This is a genomic window from Streptomyces lunaelactis (assembly GCF_003054555.1).
Lineage (GTDB): Bacteria > Actinomycetota > Actinomycetes > Streptomycetales > Streptomycetaceae > Streptomyces > Streptomyces lunaelactis.
This window is the reverse complement of record NZ_CP026304.1, coordinates 4,765,342-4,790,235: the sequence shown is the minus strand read 5'-3', so window position 1 is coordinate 4,790,235 and position 24,894 is coordinate 4,765,342. Positions and strand designations below refer to the sequence as shown.

Genomic DNA, 24,894 nt, shown 5'->3' with positions numbered 1-24,894 from the left:
TGCGGAGGGTGGGAATCCTCCCCGCACAAAGCGCCCGTATGAACCGGCTACTCGAATGAACCGGCTACTCGAACTGAACTACTCGTCCGTCCTGAACTACTCGTCCGTCGACGCCTTCGCCGACGCGGCGGTCTTCTTCGCCGCGGCCGCCGACGTGGTCGTCTTCTTCGCGGCAGTCTTCTTGGCCGCCGTCTTCTTGGCAGCCACCGTCTTCTTCGCGGCGGTCTTCTTCGCCGGCGCCTTCTTGGCCGGAGCCTTCTTCACCGTCTTCTTCTTGACGGGTCCCTTGGCACGCTTCTCGGCGAGCAGCTCGTAGCCGCGCTCCGGTGTGATGTCCTCGACGCTGTCATCCGTGCGCAGGGTCGCGTTGGTCTCGCCGTCCGTGACGTACGGACCGAAGCGGCCGTCCTTGACGACCACCGGACGCTCGCTCACCGGGTCCGTGCCCAGCTCCTTCAGCGGCGGCTTGGCAGCAGCTCGACCCCGCTGCTTCGGCTGCGCGTAGATCGCCAGCGCCTCGTCCAGCGTGATGTTGAAGAGCTGGTCCTCGGTCTCCAGCGAGCGCGAGTCCGTGCCCTTCTTCAGATACGGGCCGTACCGGCCGTTCTGCGCGGTGATCTCGACGCCTTCCGCGTCGGTGCCGACCACCCGCGGCAGGGACATCAGCTTCAGCGCGTCGTCGAGGGTCACCGTGTCCAGCGACATCGACTTGAAGAGGGAGGCCGTCCGCGGCTTGACCGCGTTCTTGCCGGTCTTCGGGGTGCCCTCGGGCAGCACCTCGGTCACATACGGGCCGTAGCGACCGTCACGGGCGATGATCTGGTGACCGGTGACCGGGTCCGCGCCCAGCTCGAAGTCGCCGCTCGGCTTGGCCAGCAGCTCCTCCGCGTACTCCACGGTCAGCTCGTCGGGCGCGAGGTCCTCGGGGACGTCGGCGCGCTGGTGGCCCTCCGAGTCCTTCTCGCCCCGCTCGATGTACGGGCCGTAGCGGCCGACGCGCAGCACGATCCCATCGCCGACCGGGAAGCTGGAGATCTCCCGGGCGTCGATCGCGCCGAGGTCGGTCACCAGCTCCTTCAGACCGCCGAGGTGATCGCCGTCGCCGTTGCCCGCGCCGGAGGCAACACCCGCGCCCGCCGGATCTCCACCGAAGTAGAAGCGCTTCAGCCACGGCACGGCCTTCGCCTCGCCCCGCGCGATGCGGTCGAGGTCGTCCTCCATGCGGGCGGTGAAGTCGTAGTCGACGAGCCGGCCGAAGTGCTTCTCCAGCAGGTTGACCACGGCGAAGCTCAGGAACGACGGCACGAGCGCCGTCCCCTTCTTGAACACATAGCCACGGTCGAGAATCGTGCCGATGATCGAGGCGTACGTCGACGGGCGGCCGATCTCGCGCTCTTCCAGCTCCTTGACCAGCGAGGCCTCGGTGTAGCGGGCGGGCGGCTTGGTCGCGTGGCCGTCGACCGAGATCTCCTCGGAGGACAGGGCGTCGCCCTCCGCGACCTGCGGCAAGCGCCGCTCGCGGTCGTCGAGCTCGGCATTGGGGTCGTCGGCGCCTTCCACGTACGCCTTCATGAAGCCGTGGAAGGTGATCGTCTTGCCGGACGCGGTGAACTCCGCGTCCCGGCCGTCGCTCGTCCGGCCGCCGATCCGGACGGTGACGCTGTTGCCGACCGCGTCCTTCATCTGGGAGGCGACGGTCCGCTTCCAGATCAGCTCGTAGAGCCTGAACTGGTCGCCGGTCAGACCCGTCTCGGCCGGAGTGCGGAAACGATCACCCGAAGGGCGAATCGCCTCGTGCGCCTCCTGCGCGTTCTTGACCTTGCCGGCGTAGACGCGCGGCTTCTCCGGCAGATAGTTGGCGCCGTACAGCTGCGTGACCTGCGCCCTCGCCGCCGAGACCGCAGTGTCGGAGAGGGTCGTGGAGTCGGTACGCATGTAGGTGATGAAGCCGTTCTCGTACAGCTTCTGCGCGACCTGCATGGTGGCCTTGGCCCCGAAGCCCAGCTTGCGGGAGGCCTCCTGCTGGAGGGTCGTCGTACGGAAAGGTGCGTACGGAGAGCGGCGGTACGGCTTCGACTCGACCGCGCGGACGGCGAACGAGGCGTCCTGGAGAGCGGCGGCCAGGGCGCGGGCGTTCGCCTCGTCCAGGTGCAGGACCTGGCCGGACTTGAGCTGCCCGTCCGAGCCGAAGTCGCGGCCCTGGGCCACGCGCCGTCCGTCGACCGTGTTCAGGCGGGCGGTCAGGGTCGAGGGGTCGGAGGCGTCCCCGGCACGGCCGGTGGAGAACGTGCCGGTCAGATCCCAGTACTCGGCGGAGCGGAAGGCGATGCGCTCGCGCTCCCGCTCGACGACGAGGCGGGTGGCGACGGACTGCACGCGGCCGGCGGACAGTCGCGGCATGACCTTCTTCCACAGGACCGGCGAGACCTCGTAGCCGTAGAGACGGTCGAGGATGCGGCGGGTTTCCTGGGCGTCGACCATGCGCTGGTTGAGCTCGCGGGGGTTTTCGACGGCCTCGCGGATCGCGTCCTTGGTGATCTCGTGGAAGACCATCCGGTGGACGGGGACCTTGGGCTTGAGTACCTCGAGCAGGTGCCAGGCGATGGCCTCGCCCTCACGGTCCTCATCGGTTGCGAGGAAGAGCTCGTCGGATTCGGCGAGCTGCTCCTTGAGCTTCCTGACCTGGGCCTTCTTGTCGGCGTTGACGACGTAGATCGGCTGGAAGTCGTTCTCGACGTCGACGCCGAGGCGGCGCACCTCGCCGGTGTACTTATCGGGCACCTCGGCGGCGCCGTTGGGGAGGTCGCGGATGTGCCCGACGCTCGCCTCGACGACGTATCCGGGGCCGAGGTAGCCCTTGATCGTCTTCGCCTTGGCAGGAGACTCGACGATCACGAGTCGGCGGCCGCCCTTTGCGGTCTCGCTGGTCGGGGACAACTTCGCTCTTCTCTCCGGTCGACGCTCGATGGGCACAAACGGCAGTACGGCACCGTTGTGACGCTGCTGTCGCTGCGGAGTGTGACGGTACAACCCGCCCCCGTGTCAAACGGCAAAAGCCCGCAACGGCCACTCGAACGGTAACCCGACTCCGGCCATTCCTGCCGCCCGGACCGGCACGTCGGCGCTCCGGCCCCAGATCAGACGCGGCCGAAGCACCACACGCCGAGGGCGAAGGAGACCGCGCCGAAGAGGGTCGAGAGGGCGATGGCCGTGGCGGGGCTCACTCCGTGTGCGACGGGGGCGCGGTGCAGCACGCGTGCTCCGGTCCACACCAGCAGCCCGGCCCCGAACAGCGCGAATGCCGTCCCGGCGAAGATCGCTGGCCCGCTCTCCATGCCCGCACCCCGTACTTCCCTGCTGTCCGGCCTGATGTCCGGCGTTCCCCGGCGGCCCGAGGCTGACACCTCCGGGCGTCAGGGGTGCGAATTCCGGGTGAACGCCGCGTGGGTTCACCCGCCCGGTCGCGCCGGCACATCGGGACGGCTGGGTCCCGCCGGGTCGACGACGAGTCGAAAGACGTACGGGAGCCGGGCGGGAGGAGGTGCGAACGGTTCACCGGAGGCGGCCGCTCCTCTTCCTCTTCCTCTTCCTCTTCCTCTTCCTCTTCCTCTGCGTCGTGTTCGCCGTGCGGATGTTGGCCGGTTTCACCTCATGGACGGACCGGTTCCAGAAAGCCCTCCCCCACCAGCAGCCGTACGGCCTGCGGCGTGCGGTCCCGGAGCACCACTGGGTCCTCGTCGATCAACTGGGCGATCGCGTCCAGGATCCGCCCGGCACTGAGCGTCCCGTCGCACACCCCCGCGAAGCCGGCGCCGACCGTGTCCACCTTGGTGGCGCGCCGCATACCGCGGTTCTGACGCAGCACCACATGCTCGGGGTCCTCCGCGCCCGGCAGCCCGACCTGCTCCTGCACGACCTCGGCCGCCAGCCTGAAGTGCCCGGCCAGCAGGGCCGCGTCGTCGTGCGTACGCAGATAGTCCTGCCGCGCGAAATGCCCCTGCACGCTCTCGCCGAGCGGCTGCTCCACGGGGTGCGGCCACTCCTCGGCGACGATCGACGGGCGCGCGGCACCCGACTTCCTGAGTGTGATCCAGCCGAAGCCGACCGCCTTGGTCCTACGCGCCTCGAACTCGTCCAGCCAGGCGTCGTACCGCGCGGCGTACTCGGCGGGATCGCTGCGGTGGTCGCCGCTGTCGCGCAGCCACAACTCGGCGTACTGCGTCACGTCCTGCACCTCGCGCTGCACGATCCACGCGTCGCAGCCGCGCGGCACCCAGGAGCGCAGCCGCTCCTGCCACTCCTCCCCCTCCACGTGCTGCCAGTTGGCGAGGAAGTGCGCGTACCCCCCGTCGTTCAGCCGCTCCCCCGCCTGCTGAACGAGCGTGCGGCACAGATCGTCCCCGCCCATCCCGCCGTCCCGGTAGGTCAGCCGGGCGCCGGGAGAGATCACGAACGGCGGGTTCGACACGATCAGGTCGTACGTGTCGTCCCCGACCGGCTCGAAGAGCGAGCCCTCGCGCAGGTCGGCCTCCGGCGCACCGGAGAGCGCGAGCGTGAGCCGCGCGAAGTGCAGGGCGCGCGGGTTCAGATCGGTGGCCGTGACCCGGGTCGCGTGCTGTGCGGCGTGCAGCGCCTGGATGCCGGAACCGGTGCCGAGGTCGAGCGCGGACGAGACCGGCGTACGCACGGTGATCCCGGCGAGCGTGGTGGACGCCCCGCCGACGCCGAGCACCACCCCTTCGCCGTGCCCGCTCGCACCGCCCGCACCGCCCACCGCGCAGCCCAGGTCCGAGACGATGAACCAGTCCTGCCCCTCGGGTCCGCCGTACGGCCGCACATCCACCGTGGCCCGGACCTCGTCGCCGTCGCGCACCACCCAGCCGTCGGCCAGGCACTCCTCGAGCGGCAGGGCCGCCTGCGCCCGTTCGTACGGGACGGGGCGCTGCAGCAGGAAGAGCCGCACGAGCGTGTCCAGGGCGCCGCCCCCGCGGGTGGCCCGCAGCGCGGGCACGGTCTCGCTGCGGGCGAGCGCGGCGTACGCGGGGGCGCCGAGCAGCTCGAGCAGTCCGTCAGCGGTGAAGGCGGCGGCGAGGAGCGCTTCGCGCAGCCGGTTCAAGCGGTCGGGCGAGGGAAGGCCTGCGGCAGAGCTGTTCGTACTCACTCGCCCATTGTGGCCGCCGCCACTGACAAACGCCGCACGGCCCGGCCCCCGTGGTGCGGGAGGCCGGGCCGTGCGGAGCCGTACAGCGGCGGGCGGAGCCGGGCGGTTACGCCTTGCTCGATGCCTTGTCCGAAGGGGTCGCCCCGGCCTTCGCGGGCGCCGAGGAGGACGCGCCGGCGGGCTTGGACGGGTCGGAGGCGGCTGCGGGCGGAGTCGACGCCTTCGCCGTCCGGCAGCCGGGCTCCTTCGCCATCGCCTTGCCCAGCTCACCGGACTGCAGCTTCGTGAGCGCGTCCTGGTCCATCTTCTCGATCTTCTTCAGGCCGTCCGCGACACCCTGCAGACCGTCGGCGAACTTCTGCTGGTCCTTGGAGTCGAGGGCGTCGACCTGCTTCTTCAGATCGAGGTACGCCTTGGAGGTGGCCTCGAGTTCATTGACCGCGTCCTGCTGGAGCTTCTCGCCGTTGTCGACGGGCGGCGTACCGGCCCCCTTCACGGCGGTGGCGAGCGCCTTGTCCGCGTCGGCGATCTCCTGGAAGGCCTTCGAGTCAGCAGCCTGGATGTCGCTCGGCTTGCCGTCGGCAGCGGTCGAGATGATGGTCTGCTGGGCGTTGGCCCTCTTCTGGATCTGCGGCTGTGCCTGGTCGCAGACCGTCTTGGCCCAGGCATTCACCTTGCTGTCGGTGTCGTCGCCGTTGCTGCAACCCGACAGTGCCAGTACCAGTACCGCACCGCCGGACAGTGCGGCCGCAAGCTTCTTGTTCACCGGATTGGTCCCTTCCAAGGCTCTCGGCCCCGGAACATACACGCCGAGTGGGCGACAACCGCGTGCCGTGCGACCGATCTGTCCGCTATTGAAGCCATTTGCACCAAGGGAGACAAGCCTCACCCACACACGCAAACGGGCGGACGGCACATCAAAGTGCGCCGTCCGCCCGCCTTTTGAGCAGGTATTACGAAACCACCGCCGGATCAGGCGACTTTGCGCTCCGCTCCGCGGAGTTGTCTTCGTCACCCACAGCGATGCCTCGCCGCTTGGAGATGTACACCGCGCCGGTAATGACAAGGATGGCGAGCACGGCCACCAGTGCCCGTACGCCGGCGTTGGCGTCGTCGCCGTAGCTGAACTGCACCACCGCGGGTGCGATGAGCAGCGCCACCAGGTTCATCACCTTCAGTAGCGGATTGATGGCAGGGCCCGCGGTGTCCTTGAACGGGTCGCCGACGGTGTCACCGATGACGGTGGCGGCATGGGCCTCACTGCCCTTGCCGCCATGGTGGCCGTCCTCGACGAGCTTCTTGGCGTTGTCCCACGCCCCACCGGAGTTGGCGAGGAAGACGGCCATCAGGGTGCCGGTGCCGATCGCGCCCGCAAGGAAGGAGCCGAGGGCTCCGACGCCGAGCGAGAAGCCGACCGCGATCGGGGTCAGTACGGCGAGCAGACCGGGTGTGGCCAGCTCGCGCAGCGCGTCCTTGGTGCAGATGTCGACGACGCGTCCGTACTCCGGCTGCTCGGTGTAGTCCATGATCCCGGGGTGCTCGCGGAACTGCCGCCGCACCTCGTAGACCACGGCTCCGGCCGACCGGGACACCGCACTGATCGCCAGCCCCGAGAAGAGGAAGACGACCGCGGCACCGAGGATCAGCCCCACCAGGTTGTTGGGCTGCGAGATGTCCATCACCAGGTTCATCGGGGCGCCGTCGCCGACCACCTCGCCGACATCCCTGGCCGCTGTCGCAATGGCGTCGCGGTACGAGCCGAAGAGCGCCGCCGCGGCCAGTACGGCCGTGGCGATGGCGATTCCCTTGGTGATGGCCTTGGTGGTGTTGCCGACGGCGTCGAGGTCGGTGAGCACCTGCGCGCCCGCGCCCGTCACATCGCCCGACATCTCGGCGATGCCCTGGGCGTTGTCGGAGACGGGTCCGAAGGTGTCCATCGCGACGATGACGCCCACGGTGGTGAGCAGACCGGTGCCGGCCAGCGCGACCGCGAAGAGCGCGAGCATGATCGACGTACCGCCGAGCAGGAACGCGCCGTACACGCCCAGGCCGATCAACAGCGCGGTGTAGACAGCCGATTCGAGGCCGATGGAGATACCGGCCAGCACGACCGTGGCGGGTCCGGTCAGCGAGGACTTGCCGATGTCCCTGACGGGACGGCGGTTGGTCTCGGTGAAGTACCCGGTCAGTTGCTGGATCAGGGCCGCCAGCACGATGCCGATGGCGACGGCGACGACCGCCAGAACCCGCGGGTCCCCGCTGTGCGTCTTGATGGCCGCCTCGGTGACACCGTCCAACTGGGCGTACGTGGACGGCAGATAGATGTATACCGCCGCGGCCACCAGGACCAGCGAGATCGCCGCGGAGATGAAGAATCCACGGTTGATGGCAGTCATCCCGCTGCGGTCGGCGCGCCGCGGGGCGACCGCGAAGATACCGATCATCGCGGTGACCACGCCGATCGCCGGGACGATCAGCGGGAAGGCGAGCCCGGCGTCACCGAAGGCGGCCTTGCCGAGGATGAGTGCCGCGACGAGCGTCACGGCGTACGACTCGAAGAGGTCGGCCGCCATGCCCGCGCAGTCGCCGACGTTGTCACCCACGTTGTCGGCGATGGTCGCGGCGTTGCGCGGGTCGTCCTCGGGGATGCCCTTCTCGACCTTGCCGACCAGGTCGGCTCCGACGTCGGCCGCTTTGGTGAAGATTCCGCCGCCGACACGCATGAACATGGCGATCAGCGCGGCGCCGAGACCGAAGCCCTCGAGCACCTTGGGCGCGTCGGCCGCGTAGACGAGAACCACGCAGGAGGCACCGAGCAGGCCGAGGCCCACCGTGAACATGCCGACCACGCCTCCCGTACGGAAAGCGATCTTCATGGCCTTGTGCGAGACGGCCGTCAGATCCTTTGCCGGCTCGCCCTCCGCGGGTGTCGCTTCACGCGCGGCCGCGGCCACGCGCACATTTGCCCGTACGGCCAGACGCATGCCGATGTATCCGGTGGCCGCCGAGAAAAGCGCACCCACCAGGAAGAACACCGAACGTCCGGCTCGCTGTGACCAGTCGTCGGCCGGCAACAGCAGCAGTAGGAAGAACACCACGACGGCGAAGACGCCGAGGGTGCGCAGCTGCCGGGTCAGATAGGCATTCGCGCCCTCCTGCACGGCTGCCGCGATCTTCTTCATGGAATCGGTACCCTCGCCGGCGGCAAGCACCTGGCGCACCAGCAGCTGGGCGACGACCAGTGCCGCCAGCGCGACCACCGCGATGACGATCACGATCATCCGGTTGTCGTCCGTAAGTACCGCGGCTGCGAGAGAAGTGGGTTGATCGGACAGTTCTGTGTTGACGAGCCCCGCCATTCGTCCTCCTTGACGCTCAGAGCTCAAGATGTGGACGGATTGTAGGGAGCGGAACCTGATCAAAACAGGGCGCGACAAATCTAATTGACCTTCACTTGCTACTCAGCAAATGATCGCGTTCCCAAAATGCCCCCGAAAGAGGTAACGGGACAAAGGCATTGACGTCCCTCGAATGATCTAGGGAAAGCGAAAAAGGCCCTGCTCAAGCAGGGCCTCTTCACTTCAGAACGATCAGCCGACTGTCAGCTCGGTCAACACAGCGTGCTCAGGGCAGTGCGGTGACCGGCGTCGTGGGCCAGCTCATCCGGATCTCGCCACCTTCCTCGGTGGAGGTGACCTCCACGTCGTCGACGAGGCCGCTGATGACCGCGAGGCCCATCTCGTCCTCGCCGTCGGAGTCAGGGTCCTCGGCGGTGCCGTTACGCGCGCCGGGGACCCCATTGGCTCCCTCGGCGCCCACACCAGGGACCTCGTCCCGGACCTCGATGGAGAAGGTCTTCTCCTCCTCGGAGAGCCGGACCGTGACGGGCGCGGTGATGCCATTGCTTCGGTGCAGCCCAACGGCGCGGCTGCACGCCTCGCCGACAGCGAGCCGCACCTCGTCCAGCACGGCCTCGTCGACTCCGGCCCTGCGAGCCACGGCAGCGGCCACCAGACGGGCCGTCCTGACATGCTCGGGCTGGGCGCTGAATCGGAGTTCAACGGTGGCCATGCAATCCCCCTCGGACGTACGGGCGTGCATCTCAGGGGCCGGGCTGGATGCCCGGTACCCCTCACTTCTTCCGGCAGTCTCCGGCCGACCGTCAGTCGGTCGCCGCGACAGCTTCGTCGACCGTGGTGTGGATCGGGAACACCTTGGTCAGACCTGTGATCCGGAAGATCTTGAGAATGCGCTCCTGGTTGCAGACCAGGCGCAGCGAGCCTTCATGCGCACGTACACGCTTCAGGCCGCCCACGAGCACGCCGAGGCCGGTGGAGTCGAGGAAGTCCACGCCCTCCATGTCGACAACCAGGTGGTAGCTGCCGTCGTTCACCAACTCGACCAACTGCTCGCGCAGCTTGGGCGCGGTATACACATCAATCTCGCCACCGACCTCGACGACCGTACGGTCGCCACCAGGGCCGGACACATTGCGAGTCGACAGGGACAGGTCCACGGATCCTCCAGCACCTTGCTATCGAGCGGCCGCCCCTCAGGTCTCCCCGGCGGAGCCGGAGGACGGTCGCCAGCCGCGATGGCATTCAATCACTTACCAACAGCCATGCACGACGCCTTGGGACCATTGTCCGTCACTCCGGTGACACACTCGGTGCCGATGGCCAAGAATCTCCGCCCCAGACGACCTCCCGAGACCGGGGAAACCCGCCCCTCGCCCGGTGCGGTCCTCGACCGGCTCACCGCGGGGGCGGGCCGGGCTGCGCGCATCACTCATACGGAGCACTTGCCCCCCAGGCCGGGCCGTCATGCCGTCTGGCCCCATCGCATCCGCCCGGAAGTGATCAACGCCATTCAGCAGGCCGGCATCGAGCACCCCTGGGCCCACCAGGCGGCCGCCGCCGAGCACGCTCTGGACGGCGAATCCGTCGTGATCGCCACCGGCACAGCCTCGGGCAAGTCCCTGGCCTATCTCGCGCCCGTACTGACCACGCTGCTCGACGGCTCCGAGGCCGCGAACGGGCGCGGCGCCACGGCCCTCTATCTCGCCCCCACCAAGGCCCTCGCCGCCGACCAGCGCCGCGCGGTGAAGGAGCTCAGCGCGCCGCTCGGCAACCGCATCCGCCCCGCGGTCTACGACGGCGACACGCCCGTCGAGGAACGCGAGTGGGTCCGCCAGTACGCCAATTACGTCCTCACCAACCCCGACATGCTCCACCGCGGGATACTTCCCTCACATCCCCGCTGGTCCTCCTTCCTGCGCTCCCTGCGCTACGTCGTGATCGACGAGTGCCACACCTACCGGGGTGTCTTCGGCTCCCACGTCGCCCAGGTGGTGCGCCGTCTTCGCCGTGTATGCGCCCGCTACGGTGCGAATCCGGTCTTCCTCCTCGCCTCCGCCACCGCCGCGGAACCCGCGCTCGCCGCCGGACGGCTCACCGGCCTGACCGTCCAGGAGGTCGCCGACGACGCCTCACCGCGCGGCGAGCTCGTCTTCGCCCTCTGGGAGCCCCCGCTCACCGAGCTCCACGGCGAGAAGGGCGCGCCGGTCCGCCGCACCGCCACGGCCGAGACGGCGGACCTCCTCACCGATCTGACCGTGCAGGGCGTCCGGACGGTCGCCTTCGTTCGCTCCCGTCGCGGCGCCGAGCTCATCTCCGTCATCACCAAGGAACGCCTGGCCGAGGTAGACCGCTCGCTGCCCGCGCGTGTCGCCGCCTACCGGGGCGGCTATCTCCCCGAGGAGCGCCGCGCCCTGGAGCGGGCACTGCACTCCGGCGAGCTCCTCGGTCTCGCCGCCACCACGGCGCTGGAGCTCGGCGTCGACGTCTCGGGCCTGGATGCCGTCGTCATCGCCGGCTACCCGGGGACGCGGGCATCCCTGTGGCAGCAGGCCGGGCGCGCCGGACGGTCGGGCCAGGGCGCCCTGGCCATCCTCGTCGCCCGCGACGACCCGCTGGACACCTTCCTCGTCCACCACCCCGAGGCGCTGTTCCAGCAGCCGGTGGAGTCCACGGTCCTCGACCCGGACAACCCGTATGTGCTCGCCCCCCATCTGTGCGCGGCTGCCGCCGAGCTCCCGCTCACGGAAGAGGATCTGGAGCTCTTCGGCCCGGCGACCGCCGAGCTCATGCCCCAGCTGGAAGCGGCCAGGCTGCTCCGCCGCCGGGCCACCGCCTGGCACTGGACCCGCCGCGAGCGGGCGGCCGACCTCACCGACATCCGGGGCGAGGGCGGCCGCCCGGTCCAGATCGTCGAGGCCGCCACCGGCCGGCTGCTGGGCACGGTCGACGAATCGGCCGCCCACACCGCCGTCCACGACGGGGCCGTACACCTCCACCAGGGCCGTACGTACCTGGTAAAGCACCTGGACCTGGAGGACTCGGCCGCGCTCGTCGAGGAGGCCGATCCGCCGTACTCCACCACCGCGCGCGACACCACCTCCATCTCCGTACTCGAAACCGACACCGAGATCCCCTGGGGCGCCGGACGCCTCTGTTACGGCTCCGTCGAGGTCACCAACCAGGTCGTCTCCTTCCTGCGCCGCAAACTCATCACCGGCGAGGTCCTCGGCGAGACCAAGCTCGATCTGCCGCCGCGGACGCTGCGCACCCGGGCCGTGTGGTGGACGGTCACCGAGGACCAGCTGGACGCTGCCCGTGTCAACCCGGAACAGCTGGGCGGGGCCCTGCACGCCGCCGAGCACGCCTCCATCGGGATGCTGCCGCTCTTCGCCACCTGCGACCGCTGGGACATCGGCGGGGTCTCCGTACCGCTCCACCCGGACACGCTGCTGCCGACGGTCTTCGTGTACGACGGCCATCCGGGTGGCGCGGGCTTCGCCGAGCGGGCCTTCCACACCGCCCGTGAGTGGCTCACCGCCACGCGTGAGGCGATCGCCTCCTGCGAGTGCGACGCGGGCTGCCCGTCCTGCATCCAGTCCCCCAAGTGCGGTAACGGCAACGATCCGCTGCACAAGCGCGGCGCGGTCCGCCTCCTCACGGAACTGCTCCGGGGAGCTCCGGCGGACCAGAAGGCCCCGGCGGCCCCGCCCGCGACCTGACCGTCGGGGCGTACGGACCGAAGCGGGCCTGCGCCGTCACATCGGCGATCTCACCCCGCACCGCGCACCGCACCACCGTCGCGCCCTGTGCCCCGGCCACCTGGGCCGCCTTCGCGCAGGCTGCGTCGGTGCCGCTCAGGGCATGGTCTGCCGCGGCGAGGGCCGCCAGGTCCGCGGCGGAGCCCGCCCGGTGGCGGGCGACCACGGCCTGCCCCATGGCAAGCACGACCGCGAAGACGGCGCACAGCACGGTCGTCGCCATGGCCACCCAGACGGTCGCCGACCCGCGGTCCCGGTTCACGGGGCCACCGCCCCAGTGCCGCCGCCGGCGTCGGTACGGCCGACGGCCCCTGGGCCCGTGGCGCCGTCCTGACCCGCGTCGTCCTGGCCCGAAGGGTCCTGACCCGCGTCGTCCTGGCCCGCGGGGTCATGACCGCCCACCGTGTCCTCGGCGAGGGCCGCCGCCTCCGCGCTCAGCGTCAGAGTCAGCGCGCCCGGCCCCGGAGCCTTAGCCTCGACCTGCACCCGCCACAGCTCCCCTGCCCGCCCCAGCGTGACCCGAGCGCCCTCCGGGGCGGCCGAGCGGGCAGCGGCCAGCGCGGCCGCCCGCGGCTCGGACCTGGCCGCCGCCCGTGCCCCGGCCCGAGCCGCGTCCACGCACCGGATCTGAGCGGAGGCCGCCATCAGCGCCCAGACCAGGGCCATGGCGAAGACCACCAGGGCCGGCACCGCGACGGCCGCCTCCGCCGTCACGGAGCCCCTGTCGGCCCCCTCAGAACTGCGCATTGAGCGCCTTGCCGATCACCGACTGCAGTGCCCCCGAAACGGCCCCGCTGGTGACGACCTTGTACAGAACGGCCGCGAAAGCACACGCGGCGATCGTCCCCATCGCGTACTCGGACGTGGTCATCCCCGCGTCTCCGCGCATCCTGCGAGCGAGTCCGCGAAGCCATCCCCGCACCGGATTCCACATATCAACCCCCATGAGATCTCGTTCAGTTGCGCAACCGGCCATGTTCAGTTGCCGTTCAGCAGTCCGCCCGCCAAGCCGATCACCACCGGAGCCACCCCGACCGCCAGGAAGGCGGGCAGGAAGCACAGCCCCACCGGAGCAGTGATCAACACCTGGGCCTTGTGGCCCCTGGCCACGGCCGTCCGCGCCCGGTCCGCCCGGAAGCGCTCGGCCAGCCGGGCCACAGGCTCCGCCGCCGGAGCCCCAGTGGAGTCGGCCCGCTCCAGACAGCGGGCCAGTGCCGCCGCGCCTGGTATCCGCCCGAACCACCCCCACGCCTGCGCCGGTTCACCACCCAGCCGCAGTTCGGCCGCCGCCCGTGCGAGCCGTTCGCCGACCGGGCCGCCCAGTGACTCTCCGACCGCCTCCGCCGCCTCGCGCGGACCGGCCCCGGCGGAGATGCAGGCGGCCAGGAGGTCGGCGGCGAGCGGCAGTTGACGGCTCGCCTCGCGATCGCGGATGTCCGGGCCGGGCTTTCGGCTTCGCTGCCAGCGCCATACGCCGTACGCCCCGGCGAGCCCGACAACGCCGCCGGTCACCCCGCCGACCAGGACACAGCCGGTGATCACCGCGCCCAGCGGAGCGGCCCAGCGCCTCACCCAGGCGCCGCATTCCGGCCGCCACCGCCGCCGTTCGCACTCCACCGCGAGCAGCGCCTCGATCCGTCTGCGCACCCTGCGCTCGCGCCGTCTGCCCGCGACCGCGAAGCCCAGGCAGGCCGCCGCGGCCAGTACGGACACCACTGCCTCCAGCCGGTGGACGGCGTCCCCGGTCACGCCTCCTCCCCGCCCCGCACGATCCGCGCGGCCCAGCAGAGCCCCGCGACTTCCAGCAGTCCGCCGATCACCAGGCACACCAAGCCCGCCGGGGAGTGCAGCAGCACCCTCAGAGGGGCGGCGCCCAGCGCCCAGCCCATCGCCAGGCCGGCCACGGGAAGCAGCGCCAGCAGGCTGATGGTCGACCAGGCTCCCGACAACTGGGAGCGGAGGTCCTGCCGTTGGTCCCGGTCCGCCCGCAGTGCAGCTTCCAGCCGGTCGAGGCCCGCGGCCAGACCGGCTCCGCTGTCCACAGCCACCCGCCAGCAGGCCGCGACCCCGGCGAGCCCGTCCGCGCCCGGCCCCCGGGACGCCTCCCGCAGCACCTCAGGCACATCGCCCCCGAACCGCGCCGCCGCCAGTACGGCAGCCTCAGCACCACCCAGCGCCCGCGTGGATCTGGCGGCGAACAGCAGCGCCTGCCCCGGCTGCAGCCCCGCCCGCAGCTCGCCGGCGACCGCACCGCACAAGGTGATGACGCCCTCGGCCCGCCGTTCCTGCTCCCGCCTCCGCTCCCGGGCCCGCAGCCGCCGCCTCATCAGTGGCACCGCCACCGCGCCCGCGACCAGCGGCAGCACCGACTCCCCCAGCACCGCGAGAACCAGCCCCGCGGGAAAACACAGCCACTCCGGCCGCAGCCGGACCACCGGAAGCAGCCGCGTCCGCGACCACCACGGGGCCATCTCCACCGCACCGCCACCGGCCAGGAGCAGCCGCGCCCGCCGCAGCCCCCGCTCCCGCCCGACTGTCAGCCACGCCGCGGCCCCCGCACACAGCGCGGCCGCGTACACCGACTCAGCGGCCATCACAGCGCACCCCCGATCAGCGACCGCAGCCGCGCCCAGCCCCGCTCGTACGCGAACGCGTCGGCGCCCCACCGCAGCGCGGGCACGGTCACCACCAGCCCCGCCGCGTCCCGCTCCAGCACATGCACCTCCGCGATCCGCCGTTGCCCGCCCCTGTCCCGTACGAGATGGATCACCACCGAGAGTGCCGCAGCCAACTGACTGTGCAGCGCCGCCCGGTCGAGCCCGGCCGCCGTCCCCAGCGCCTCCAGCCGCGCCGGCACATCCGCCGCCGCGTTCGCGTGGACGGTGCCGCACCCGCCCTCGTGGCCGGTGTTGAGCGCGGCCAGCAGCTCGGTGACCTCCGCGCCGCGCACCTCCCCGACGACCAGCCGGTCGGGCCGCATCCGCAGCGCCTGCCGCACCAGGTCCTGCAGCGTCACCCGGCCGGCGCCCTCCTGGTTGGCCGTGCGCGACTCCAGTCGCACCACATGCGGGTGTTCGGGTCTGAGCTCCGCCGAGTCCTCGGCCAGCACGATCCGCTCGCGCTCCCCCACCAGTCCCAGCAAGCTCGACAGCAGGGTCGTCTTGCCGGACCCTGTGCCGCCGCTGATCAGGAACGAGAGCCGGGCCTCGATCAACGCCCGCAGCACCCAGGCGCCGCCGGGCGGCACCGTCCCCGCTGTGACGAGCTCCCCCACCGAGAACGCCCTCGGCCGCACCACCCGCAGCGACAGACACGTCGAGCCGACGGCCACCGGCGGGATCACGGCATGCATCCGCGTCCCGTCCGGCAGCCGCGCGTCGACCCAGGGCCGGGCGTCGTCAAGACGCCGCTCCGCCACTGCCGCGAGCCGCTGGGCCAGCCTGCGCACCGCCATAGCGTCCGCGAATGTCACCCGGGTCAGTTCGAGCCCGCAGCCCCGGTCCACCCACACCCGGTCGGGCGCGGACACCAGCACATCCGTCACGGCCGGGTCTGCCAGCAGCGGCTCCAGCGGCCCCGTGCCCACCAGCTCGCACCGCAACTTCTCGGTGCCGCCCAGCACTTCGGCATCCCCCAGCAGCCGCCCCTGTGCCCGCAGCGCGGCCGCCACCCTGGCCGGAGTCGGCTCGGCCCCGCTCTCCGCGAGCCGCTGCCGTACGGCATCCAGCAGTCCGGCGCTCATGAGACCCCACCCCCGGCCAGCGCCCGCTCCCAGAAGGCCGTGCAGAACCTGGCCAGCGGCCCGCGCGCACTGCCGCCCGGCGGAGCGCCGCTGTCCTGGGCCGCCAACAGTCCTGCCTCCATGGGCAGTTCACCCGCCAGCGGCAGCCCTAGCGCGTCCGCCACCCACTGCTCGTCCAGCCCCGCGGCGTACGGCCCGCGCACCACCGCCCGCAGGTCCTGGAGCACCATGCCCACCGTCGATGCCACCCGGTTCGACGCGGCGACCGCCCGCAGCTCGCCCGGCACCACCAGCAGTCCCAGGTCCAGCTGGGCCAGCGCCTCCGCCACGCCCTCGTCGACCCGCCGGGGCAGATCTACGACCACGACCCCGCCGCGTCTGCGCGCCGCGGCCAGCACCGAACGCATCGCCTCCGGCGGGATCACCACCGAATCACCGCGGTCCCAGCTCAGCACCCGCAGCGCATGCAACTCCGGCAGCGACTCCTCCAGCGCCCCACCGGCGACCCGCCCCTTGGAAGCGGCGAAATCCGGCCAACGTCTGCCTTCCGCTCGCTCCCCGCCGAGCAGCACATCAAGTCCTCCACCGAGCGGGTCGCCGTCGACGAGCATGGTGCGCCTGCCGGACCTGGCCGCGGTCACCGCCAGCGCGCAGGCCAGCGTCGATGCCCCGGCCCCGCCCCGGCCGCCGATCACCCCGACGGTCAGCGCCTGCCGGCCGACGCCCTCGACCACATCGGCGATGCGGTCGACGAGCCAGCTCTCCCCATCGGGCAGGCGCAGCACGCAGTCCGCCCCGATCTCCACGGCCCGCCGCCAGACGTCCGGGTCGTCCTGGTCACGCCCGACGAGCAGCACACCGCGCCTGCGGGTGGCTCCCCGGCAGCGCGCGGCCGCGTCGTCGCCGACGAGGACCAGTGGCGCGCTCTCCCAGCTTCCCCTGCGCTCCGGCACCGAATGGTGAACGTCCGGCTCGGCTCCGGCCGCGGCACACAGCCGCAGGAGATCGTCGAGCAGTTCCAGGTCTTCGGTGACGATCAGCGGCCCGTCGCGCCGTCCTTCGGCGACCGGTGGCCGTTGAGATGTGACGGATCCAGCCACAATCTCCACCCCCTCTCACTTCGATCTCGCTTCACGCCGAGATCTGCGATTCCTTCTGTCCGCGAACTACGCGGGCGGAATCACCGTGCATCGCACCGGAAAATCGTGTGGATCTTGCTGAAAAGCTGTGGACAACTAGCCACTTGTGAATATCCCGGTAGCCCATACCGGTGACTCTCGGAGAGCAGCACAACCGCTACGCACGGTGACGGCTCTGAGGAGTCAGAGGCTGGCGTCGACACAGCCGACAGAAGGAGAAAACGATCGGAGTCGATCGCAGAAGAGGGACGAAAACGCGTCCGGACATGCGACGACCCCCGCCGGGGGGGAGAGCGGGGGTCGTCTCTCCGGCCGACTCGGGGGGGGAGGAGCCGGACCGGGTTAGCACGGTCGCGAACGATCCGTGACTTCCATGGTGTACCCGAGAGCCTTCTCAGGCAAACCCACACGCCCCCGCGTACGCCGAATGGCGGGCACCTATGCTCGGGCTCGTGGAAAACCACTCCTTGCCGCGCACAGCTGCCTTCTTCGACCTGGACAAGACGGTCATTGCGAAGTCTTCGACTCTGACCTTCAGCAAGTCCTTCTACCAAGGCGGGCTGATCAACCGGCGCGCCGTACTACGGACCGCCTATGCCCAGTTCGTTTTTCTCGCGGGCGGTGCCGACCACGACCAGATGGAGCGGATGCGGGAGTACCTCTCCGCGCTCTGCAAAGGCTGGAACGTCCAGCAGGTCAAGGAGATCGTCGCCGAGACGCTCCATGACCTGATCGACCCGATCATCTACGACGAGGCCGCGTCGCTGATCGAGGAGCACCACACCGCCGGCCGGGACGTCGTCATCGTCTCCACCTCCGGCGCGGAGGTCGTCGAGCCGATCGGCGAGCTGCTCGGCGCGGACCGGGTGGTGGCCACACGCATGGTGGTGGGCGAGGACGGCTGCTTCACGGGCGAGGTGGAGTACTACGCGTACGGGCGGACCAAAGCGGAAGCGATCAAGGAGCTCGCCGCATCCGAGGGGTACGACCTGGCTCGCTGCTATGCCTACAGCGACTCGGCCACCGATGTCCCGATGCTGGCGTCTGTCGGCCATCCGTACGCCGTGAACCCGGACCGCGCACTGCGACGCGAGGCGACCACGCGCGGCTGGCCGATTCTCGTCTTCAATCGCCCGGTCCGGCTGAAGCAGCGGCTCCCCGCGCTCTCCATGCCACCGCGCCCCGCCCTGGTCGCGGCGGCCGCGGTGGGTGCGGCTGCCGCGACGGCCGGACTGGTCTGGTACGCGAGCCGGCGGCGCACTGCCGCGGCTCAGGCCACCGCCGTATAGAAATTCCTCCGTATTTGAACCTAAAAGTAAAGAAGTGCAGCAAGGGCTACCGCTTGCCCTCGAGCTGGAGTACAAATGAGTCAACGGCCCGCGAGACCAAGGACATCCGAGAGGATCACCTTTAACGCATGAAGGCCCACGGACCGAAGCATGAAAACTGAGAACCCACGCGACGTCGACCCGTCGATTACGGGCCAGCCGCACCAGGTGACGGGCAAGAAGTTCCCGACCTGATGGGCAACATTCGAGGACGCTTGGTAATTCGGTGGACGTGCCAGCGGCGGTACCACCCATTGGTACCGCCGCAACCCTGTTCAGGGACTTTTTCAGGTGCAGTTCAGGCAGCGCCGCGCTGCAACGCCTCACACACGGCGGTCGACTCCCTGACCCCCAGCTCCACCGCGCGCCCGCAGTGCGCCATCCAGGCGGCCATGCCGTCCGGCGTCCCCGAGAGATAGCCCTCGAAGGCCGCGGCATAGGCAGCTCTGCCCTGCTCGGCGTGGCCGACCTCCGCCGGGCAGATGGCCTTCGGATCGAGCCCGCTGCCGATCAGCACGATGCGCTCGGCCGTCCGCGCGACCAGGCCGTTGTACGAACCGAAGGGACGCAGCGCGAGCAGCTCGCCGTGCACCACGGCGGCCGTCACCAGGGCCGGTGCGGAACTGCCCGTGATGATCAGCTCCGCCAGCCCGTCCAGCCGGCCGGTCACCTCGTTCGCGTCCGGCAGCGGCGCCTCGATCAGCGGCTCGTCGACCGCTTCGCCGGCCAGGCGCGGCCGGCCCACCGCCTCGTCCTCGCCGACGCCGCCGGCCGCGACCAGATGCAGCCTGGCCAGCACCCTCAGCGGCGACTGCCGCCAGATGGACAGCAGTTGACCGGCCTCGGCGGTCAGCCGCAGCGCCGCGCCGACCGTCCGTGCCTCGGCCTCGACGCCGAAGTCAGTGCGCCTGCGGACCTCTTCCAGGGCCCAGTCGGCCCCGGACAGCGCGGCGGAACCGCGCGCTCCGCGCAGCGCCGCCTCCGAGGTGACCTCGTTGCTGCGGCGCCGCATGACCCGGTGGCCGTAGACCCGGTCGACAGCTTTGCGTACGGAGTCCACGGAGTCGGCGACGCCCGGCAGGGCGCCGAGAGTGGCGAGGGGGTCGACCGACGAGGCATGCGTACTCATAGGTAGCGAGGCTACGCGCCCCTGGCGCACGCCCCACCTTGGAGTGGTCTTCTTCACGCATCTTGACCACACCATGCGATCGTGGCACTACTCTAGGTGAACATGAAGATCGCTTTCGTAGGGAAGGGCGGCAGCGGCAAGACGACGCTGTCCTCGCTCTTCATCCGCCACCTTGCCGCCAATGAGGCCCCCGTCGTCGCGGTGGACGCCGACATCAACCAGCATCTTGGGGCCGCACTCGGTCTCGACGAGACGGAGGCCGCCGCACTGCCCCCGATGGGGGCGCACCTGCCGCTGATCAAGGACTATCTGCGGGGCTCCAACCCCCGGATCGCCTCCGCCGAGACGATGATCAAGACGACGCCCCCGGGCGAGGGCTCGCGGCTGCTGCGTGTCCACGAGGACAACCCGGTCTACGAGGCCTGCGCCCGTACTGTCCACCTCGACGACGGGGACATCCGGCTGATGGCGACGGGGCCCTTCACCGAGTCCGATCTCGGGGTGTCCTGCTACCACTCCAAGATCGGCGCGGTCGAGCTCTGCCTCAACCACCTGGTCGACGGCCCGGACGAGTATGTGGTCGTCGACATGACGGCCGGCTCGGACTCCTTCGCCTCCGGGATGTTCACCCGCTTCGACATGACGTTCCTGGTGGCCGAGCCGACGCGGAAGGGGGTCTCCGTCTACCGCCAGTACAAGGAGTACGCACGGGATTTCGGCGTCGCGCTGAAGGTCGTCGGCAACAAGGTGCAGGGCCAGGAGGATCTGGACTTCCTGCGCGAGGAGGTGGGCGAAGACCTGCTCGTCACCGTTGGGCACTCGGAGTGGGTACGGGTGATGGAGAAGGGCCGGTCGCCGCGGTTCGAGCTGTTGGAGGCGGACAACCGCATGTCGCTGCAGGCACTGCAGAACGCCGCGGAGGACTCGTACGAGAACCGCGACTGGGAGCGCTACACGCGCCAGATGGTGCACTTCCACCTGAAGAACGCGGAGAGTTGGGGCAACGCGAAGACCGGCGCCGACCTGGCCGCACAGGTCGACCCCGGCTTCGTGCTGGGTGAGCGTTCGGCGGTTCCGCAGCACAGCTGAGGACGCGGCGCCCCCGGGCCGACGGGCGGAGCCCGGCGCTGCGGCCCGAAGCCCGGGAGGCGCCCCGGCGCCGAGTGGCGCGAGGGGCGCAGAAAGAGGAATCTGCCCCGGCTTCGAACCGGGTGGGCGTATGTCCGAAGTCAGCGCTGCTGGGCCCGCTTGACCGCGGGCGGCGGGGCCGCGGCCTCCGGCTGGGTAGCGAGGTACGCCTCCCAGCCGTCCGCCGGGGCCTGACCGACCTTCAGGGCGCGCATCCTCTCCAGGACATCCGGGTCCTGCGCGTCCAGCCAGTCGGCGAGCTGACGGAAGGACACGCACTTCACATCGCGCTTCACACAGACCGTCGCGATCGTCTCCTCGATGGCGCGCATGTACGTGCCGCCGTTCCAGGACTCGAAGTGGTTACCGATGATCAGCGGGGCACGGTTGCCCTTGTACGCGCGGTTGAATGCCCGCACCAGACCGTCCCGCATCTGGTTGCCCCAGTACGCGTGCTGCGACGGGTCACCCTTGACCGTCCCGGACTGGTTGACCATGAAGTTGTAGTCCATGGAGAGCGTCTCGAAGGCGCGGCCCGGGACGGGGACCATCTGCAGTGACAGGTCCCACAGACCGAGGTCCTTCTTGGGCCAGATCTGGTCGTTGACGCCGCTGGTGTCGTAGCGGAAGCCCAGCTCGCTCGCGGCACGCACGAAGTTCGTGCGGCCCTCCAGGCAGGGGGTGCGGGCGCCGATGAGCTCCGTGTCGTAGTTGAAGGGCAGCGGCTGCTCGGCCTCCAGGCCCGCATTCGTCTTCCAGTTCTTCACAAAGGACTTGGCCTGGGAGATCTCGCTCTTCCACTCGGCGACGGACCACTTGCCCACCCCTCCCGCCTTGCCGCAGAAGTGGCCGTTGAAGTGAGTGCCCACCTCATTGCCCTCCTGCCAGGCGGCGCGCAGTTCCCGCACGGTGTCCTTGATGCCCTGCGTGTCGTTGAAGCCGATGTCGGAACGCCCGGCCGAGTGCTGCGGCGGGTCGTACATGGTCGCCTTCTCCTCGGGGAGCAGATAGACGCCGCTGAGGAAGAAGGTCATCGTCGCGTCGTACTTCCTGGCGACGTTGCGGAAGTGGGAGAAGAGCTTCTGGCTGTCCTCCCCGGCTCCGTCCCACGAGAACACCACGAACTGCGGCGGCTGCTGACCGGGCTTCAGTCGCTCCGGTTTGAGCAGTCCCGGCTGGACTCCGGTGAACGCTGTGGAGCCGTCGCCAATGAGACGTACCGCGCTCTTGGGGGCCGCGGCGCCCTTCTTCGCTCCGGGTGCACCCTCCTCGTGGGTGGCCGGGGTGCGCGGGGCCTCCGAGCCGGTGCAGCCGGCTAGCCCCGCGATCAGCGCCGTGGCAACTGCGCCGACGGCGATTCTCTTCGTGGCGGCCTTCATTCACCCACCCACTTTCCTATGATTTTCTGCCTATATGCCTGTACGACGAATTACTCATGGCGCCGACAAACTCGCATCGCGGTGGAGAGGGGGTGGCGCGACGGGGCCGCATTCACATCACTGATCACCGGATCGAGTGAAGAACTGCCCCATTTGCCCCGAAAATCATGCCAGACTCTTTACTCTGCATTACGATCCATTTACTGAGAGTTGAGAATCCCGCCACTGCACGCCGTGACCCACGGCCGCGTCCCCCATTCCGCGACCGCGCTGCCCCGGAGGAGACGGGAACCATGTCTGCCTGCGTCCCCACTCGCACCGACGACCCTTCTCGCAAGACCAAGAGCAACAAGACCAAGAGCAACAAGTCCCGCGTATCCCTCACCTCGCGCTTCCAGCGCCCGCACAGTCCACCATCGCCCGACGGCGGCGATGGCGGTCGACGTCGCTTCCGCATCGCGGGCGCCGACTTCTCCGCCTCGATCTCCGTGTTCCTGATCGCGCTGCCGCTCTCCCTCGGCATCGCGCTCGCCACCGGCGCACCACTCCAGGCCGGACTGGTGGCCGCCGCCGTCGGCGGTATCGTCGCCGGCCGGCTCGGCGGGTCGCCGCTGCAGGTCAGCGGCCCCGCGGCCGGACTGACCGTCGTCACCGCCGATCTGATCCAGCGGTACGGCTGGCGTACCACCTGCGCCATCACCGTCGTCGCCGGACTCGCCCAACTCGGGCTGGCCGCCCTGCGGGTGGCCCGCTCGGCTCTCGCCGTCAGCCCGGCGATCGTGCACGGCATGCTGGCCGGTATCGGCGTCACGATCGCCCTCGCCCAACTCCATATTGTTCTCGGCGGCACGCCGCAGAGCTCGGCCGTCGACAACGTCCGCGCTCTTCCTGCCCAGTTGGCCGATCTGCATACCGCCGCGCTCTCGGCCAGCGTCCTGACCGTTGCCGTACTGCTGCTGTGGCCGCGGATTCCGGGGCGTGCGGGCCGGATCGTACGAACGGTCCCGGCCGCGCTCGCGGCGGTGGCAGGCGCCACCGTCTTCGCCGTCCTCGCCGGGCTGAGCCTGCCGCGCGTCGATCTGCCGTCCTGGAGCAGCCACGCGCTGCCCGAGCTGCCCCAGGGGCCGGCGCTCGGCATCCTCGCCGCCGTGCTCACCATCACCCTGGTGGGCAGCGTGGAGTCGCTGCTGTCGGCGGTCGCCGTCGACAAGCTGGTGGCTGGCCGCAAGGAGCCGGACGTCCACATTCCGCGCGCTCACCTCGACCGGGAGCTGGCCGGGCAGGGGGCGGCGAACGTCGTCTCCGGAGCGCTCGGCGGGCTGCCCGTCACCGGGGTCGCCGTACGCAGCGCCGCCAATGTGTCCGCCGGCGGTGTGAGCCGCAACGCCACGATGCTGCACGGGCTGTGGATCGCGGTCGCCGCGCTGCTGCTGGTGCCCGTGCTCGATCTGATCCCGCTGGCCTCCCTCGCCGCGCTGGTGATGGTCGTGGGCATCCAGATGGTCAGCATCACGCATCTGCGCAGCGTGCGGCGGAACCGCGAAATGCTGGTGTATGCGGCGACGCTGGCCTCGGTCGTTGCCACCGGCGTACTGGAAGGAGTGGTGATCGGGATCGGGGTGGCCGTCGCCGTCGCGCTGCACCGGCTGACCAGGACGCGGATCATCGCGGACGAGCAGGAGGGGGTTCACCGGGTGCGGGCGCGCGGCCAGTTGACCTTCCTCGCCGTGCCCCGGCTGAGCCGGATACTGGGGCAGGTGCCCCAGGGGGCCGACTGTGTCGTCGAGTTGGACGGCTCGTTCATGGACCATGCCGCCTACGAGGCGCTGCACGACTGGCAGGCCTCGCATGTCGGGCAGGGCGGGACGGTGGAGTTCACCGGCCGGGCGGGGGGGCGGATCAGCGAGCCCGCCTCCGAGACGCACGGCTGCTGCCGCCCCTGGACACCCTGGCGCAACCACCACTGCGACGATCGGCCCCCGCGTGCCGATACGCATCAACTGGCCAGCGGGCTGCGCTCGTTCCAGCGCAATACGGCTCCGCTGGTGCGCGACGAGCTGGCGCGGCTGGCGCGCGAGGGGCAGCGGCCCTCGCAGCTCTTCCTCACCTGCGCCGACTCCCGCCTGGTCACCAGCATGATCACGGCCAGCGGTCCGGGTGATCTGTTCACCGTACGGAATGTGGGCAATCTGGTGCCCCTGCCCGGCGCGGAGAGCAGCGACGACTCGGTGGCGGCCGCGATCGAGTACGCCGTCGATGTGCTGGCGGTGGACTCGATCACCATCTGCGGGCATTCCGGGTGCGGTGCGATGCAGGCCCTGCTGAACGCTCCGCCCGGGGGCGCCCAGACCCCGTTGCGGCGCTGGCTGCGGCACGGGCTGCCGAGCATGGAGCGGATGAAGAGCCGGCACCGTTCCTGGGCCAGGATCTCCGGGCGGCTGCCCACCGACGCGGTCGAGCAGCTGTGTCTGACCAACGTGGTCCAGCAGTTGGAGCATCTGCGCGCCCATGAGGCGGTGGCCCGGCGGCTCGCCGAGGGCACGCTGGAGCTGCACGGCATGTACTTCCATGTCGGCGAGGCCCAGGCGTATCTGCTCGCCAGCAGCGACGAGCACGAGATCGACGCGGTCTTCGACCGGGTCGCGCCCGCACCCTCGGCGCTGGTGAAGTCGCGCGCCTGAACCACTCGCCCGAACCACGTGGCTGAACCACAGCCATGCCCCGTCCGTGAGAACGTGTGGCCCCTCTTTCCCACCGCCCGGGGAAGAGGG

Annotated in this window: 20 protein-coding genes; 4 read left to right on the top strand and 16 right to left on the bottom strand. The window is 70.3% G+C overall.

From position 1 onward, the window contains the following. Window positions 1-96: 96 nt before the first annotated feature. The 7 genes from topA to SLUN_RS22070 all read right to left on the bottom strand — a co-directional run bounded on the left by topA (window position 97) and on the right by SLUN_RS22070 (window position 9,677). The gene (topA, locus tag SLUN_RS22100; RefSeq protein ID WP_108150912.1) at window positions 97-2,937 is read right to left on the bottom strand and encodes a type I DNA topoisomerase; all 2,841 of its coding nucleotides are present in this window, start codon (window positions 2,935-2,937) and stop codon (window positions 97-99) included. 200 nt (window positions 2,938-3,137) lie between these two features. After that, complete coding sequence (locus SLUN_RS22095; RefSeq protein ID WP_108150911.1) at window positions 3,138-3,335, bottom strand: hypothetical protein; 198 nt, start codon at window positions 3,333-3,335, stop codon at window positions 3,138-3,140. 314 nt (window positions 3,336-3,649) lie between these two features. Beyond that, the gene (locus SLUN_RS22090; RefSeq protein ID WP_108150909.1) at window positions 3,650-5,161 is read right to left on the bottom strand and encodes a DUF7059 domain-containing protein; all 1,512 of its coding nucleotides are present in this window, start codon (window positions 5,159-5,161) and stop codon (window positions 3,650-3,652) included. Between the two features lie 106 nt (window positions 5,162-5,267). Next, window positions 5,268-5,927, bottom strand: a complete 660-nt coding sequence (locus SLUN_RS22085) for a prolipoprotein diacylglyceryl transferase (RefSeq protein WP_108150907.1) — start codon at window positions 5,925-5,927, stop codon at window positions 5,268-5,270. 187 nt (window positions 5,928-6,114) lie between these two features. After that, a complete protein-coding gene (locus SLUN_RS22080) occupies window positions 6,115-8,520 on the bottom strand; it encodes a sodium-translocating pyrophosphatase (RefSeq protein WP_108150905.1) in 2,406 nt (801 codons plus the stop codon). Between the two features lie 265 nt (window positions 8,521-8,785). After that, window positions 8,786-9,232: an ATP-binding protein gene (locus SLUN_RS22075; RefSeq protein ID WP_108150903.1), complete on the bottom strand. Its 447-nt coding sequence runs from the start codon at window positions 9,230-9,232 to the stop codon at window positions 8,786-8,788. Window positions 9,233-9,323: 91 nt separating this feature from the next. After that, complete coding sequence (locus SLUN_RS22070) at window positions 9,324-9,677, bottom strand: STAS domain-containing protein (RefSeq protein WP_003967428.1); 354 nt, start codon at window positions 9,675-9,677, stop codon at window positions 9,324-9,326. A gap of 78 nt (window positions 9,678-9,755) precedes the next feature. On the opposite strand from SLUN_RS22070, the gene SLUN_RS22065 reads away from it, so the two are divergent. After that, window positions 9,756-12,239, top strand: coding sequence for a DEAD/DEAH box helicase (locus SLUN_RS22065; RefSeq protein WP_108150901.1), 2,484 nt, complete (start codon window positions 9,756-9,758; stop codon window positions 12,237-12,239). Here SLUN_RS22065 and SLUN_RS22060 read toward each other — a convergent pair. Genes SLUN_RS22060 through ssd form a run of 7 tightly spaced genes read right to left on the bottom strand, consistent with a single transcriptional unit; the run spans window position 12,175 to window position 17,120 of the window. Then, on the bottom strand, window positions 12,175-12,540 hold the full coding sequence (locus SLUN_RS22060) for an Rv3654c family TadE-like protein (protein ID WP_108150899.1): 366 nt from the start codon (window positions 12,538-12,540) through the stop codon (window positions 12,175-12,177). The two genes, SLUN_RS22065 and SLUN_RS22060, sit on opposite strands and share 65 nt — an antisense overlap. Further along, window positions 12,537-13,025, bottom strand: a complete 489-nt coding sequence (locus tag SLUN_RS22055) for a TadE family type IV pilus minor pilin (RefSeq protein ID WP_108150897.1) — start codon at window positions 13,023-13,025, stop codon at window positions 12,537-12,539. The genes SLUN_RS22060 and SLUN_RS22055 overlap by 4 nt, the downstream gene beginning before the upstream one ends. Next, window positions 13,012-13,212: a DUF4244 domain-containing protein gene (locus SLUN_RS22050; protein ID WP_246340270.1), complete on the bottom strand. Its 201-nt coding sequence runs from the start codon at window positions 13,210-13,212 to the stop codon at window positions 13,012-13,014. The genes SLUN_RS22055 and SLUN_RS22050 overlap by 14 nt, the downstream gene beginning before the upstream one ends. Window positions 13,213-13,256: 44 nt before the next feature. Next, window positions 13,257-14,027 carry a type II secretion system F family protein gene (locus SLUN_RS22045; protein WP_108150892.1) on the bottom strand — a complete coding sequence of 257 codons (771 nt, stop codon included), beginning with the start codon at window positions 14,025-14,027 and terminating at the stop codon, window positions 13,257-13,259. Then, entirely contained in the window at window positions 14,024-14,872 is an 849-nt protein-coding gene (locus SLUN_RS22040; protein WP_108150890.1) for a type II secretion system F family protein, read from the bottom strand. The genes SLUN_RS22045 and SLUN_RS22040 overlap by 4 nt, the downstream gene beginning before the upstream one ends. Further along, on the bottom strand, window positions 14,872-16,020 hold the full coding sequence (locus SLUN_RS22035) for a TadA family conjugal transfer-associated ATPase (RefSeq protein ID WP_108150888.1): 1,149 nt from the start codon (window positions 16,018-16,020) through the stop codon (window positions 14,872-14,874). Before SLUN_RS22035 ends, SLUN_RS22040 begins: the two co-directional genes overlap by 1 nt. Continuing rightward, on the bottom strand, window positions 16,017-17,120 hold the full coding sequence (gene ssd, locus SLUN_RS22030; RefSeq protein WP_108154878.1) for a septum site-determining protein Ssd: 1,104 nt from the start codon (window positions 17,118-17,120) through the stop codon (window positions 16,017-16,019). Before ssd ends, SLUN_RS22035 begins: the two co-directional genes overlap by 4 nt. A 479-nt stretch (window positions 17,121-17,599) precedes the next feature. On the opposite strand from ssd, the gene SLUN_RS22025 reads away from it, so the two are divergent. Next, a complete protein-coding gene (locus tag SLUN_RS22025; RefSeq protein ID WP_108150886.1) occupies window positions 17,600-18,448 on the top strand; it encodes an HAD family hydrolase in 849 nt (282 codons plus the stop codon). Between the two features lie 337 nt (window positions 18,449-18,785). On the opposite strand, the gene SLUN_RS22020 is transcribed toward SLUN_RS22025, so the two are convergent. Further along, on the bottom strand, window positions 18,786-19,616 hold the full coding sequence (locus SLUN_RS22020) for a Fic family protein (RefSeq protein ID WP_108150884.1): 831 nt from the start codon (window positions 19,614-19,616) through the stop codon (window positions 18,786-18,788). A gap of 102 nt (window positions 19,617-19,718) precedes the next feature. On the opposite strand from SLUN_RS22020, the gene SLUN_RS22015 reads away from it, so the two are divergent. Next, on the top strand, window positions 19,719-20,705 hold the full coding sequence (locus SLUN_RS22015) for an ATP-binding protein (RefSeq protein WP_108150882.1): 987 nt from the start codon (window positions 19,719-19,721) through the stop codon (window positions 20,703-20,705). 140 nt (window positions 20,706-20,845) lie between these two features. Here the strand turns inward: SLUN_RS22015 and SLUN_RS22010 are convergent, their stop codons facing one another. Beyond that, entirely contained in the window at window positions 20,846-22,123 is a 1,278-nt protein-coding gene (locus tag SLUN_RS22010; RefSeq protein WP_108150880.1) for a polysaccharide deacetylase family protein, read from the bottom strand. Between the two features lie 293 nt (window positions 22,124-22,416). On the opposite strand from SLUN_RS22010, the gene SLUN_RS22005 reads away from it, so the two are divergent. Beyond that, the gene (locus SLUN_RS22005) at window positions 22,417-24,804 is read left to right on the top strand and encodes a bifunctional SulP family inorganic anion transporter/carbonic anhydrase (RefSeq protein ID WP_108150878.1); all 2,388 of its coding nucleotides are present in this window, start codon (window positions 22,417-22,419) and stop codon (window positions 24,802-24,804) included. The last annotated feature ends 90 nt before the right edge of the window (window positions 24,805-24,894 follow it).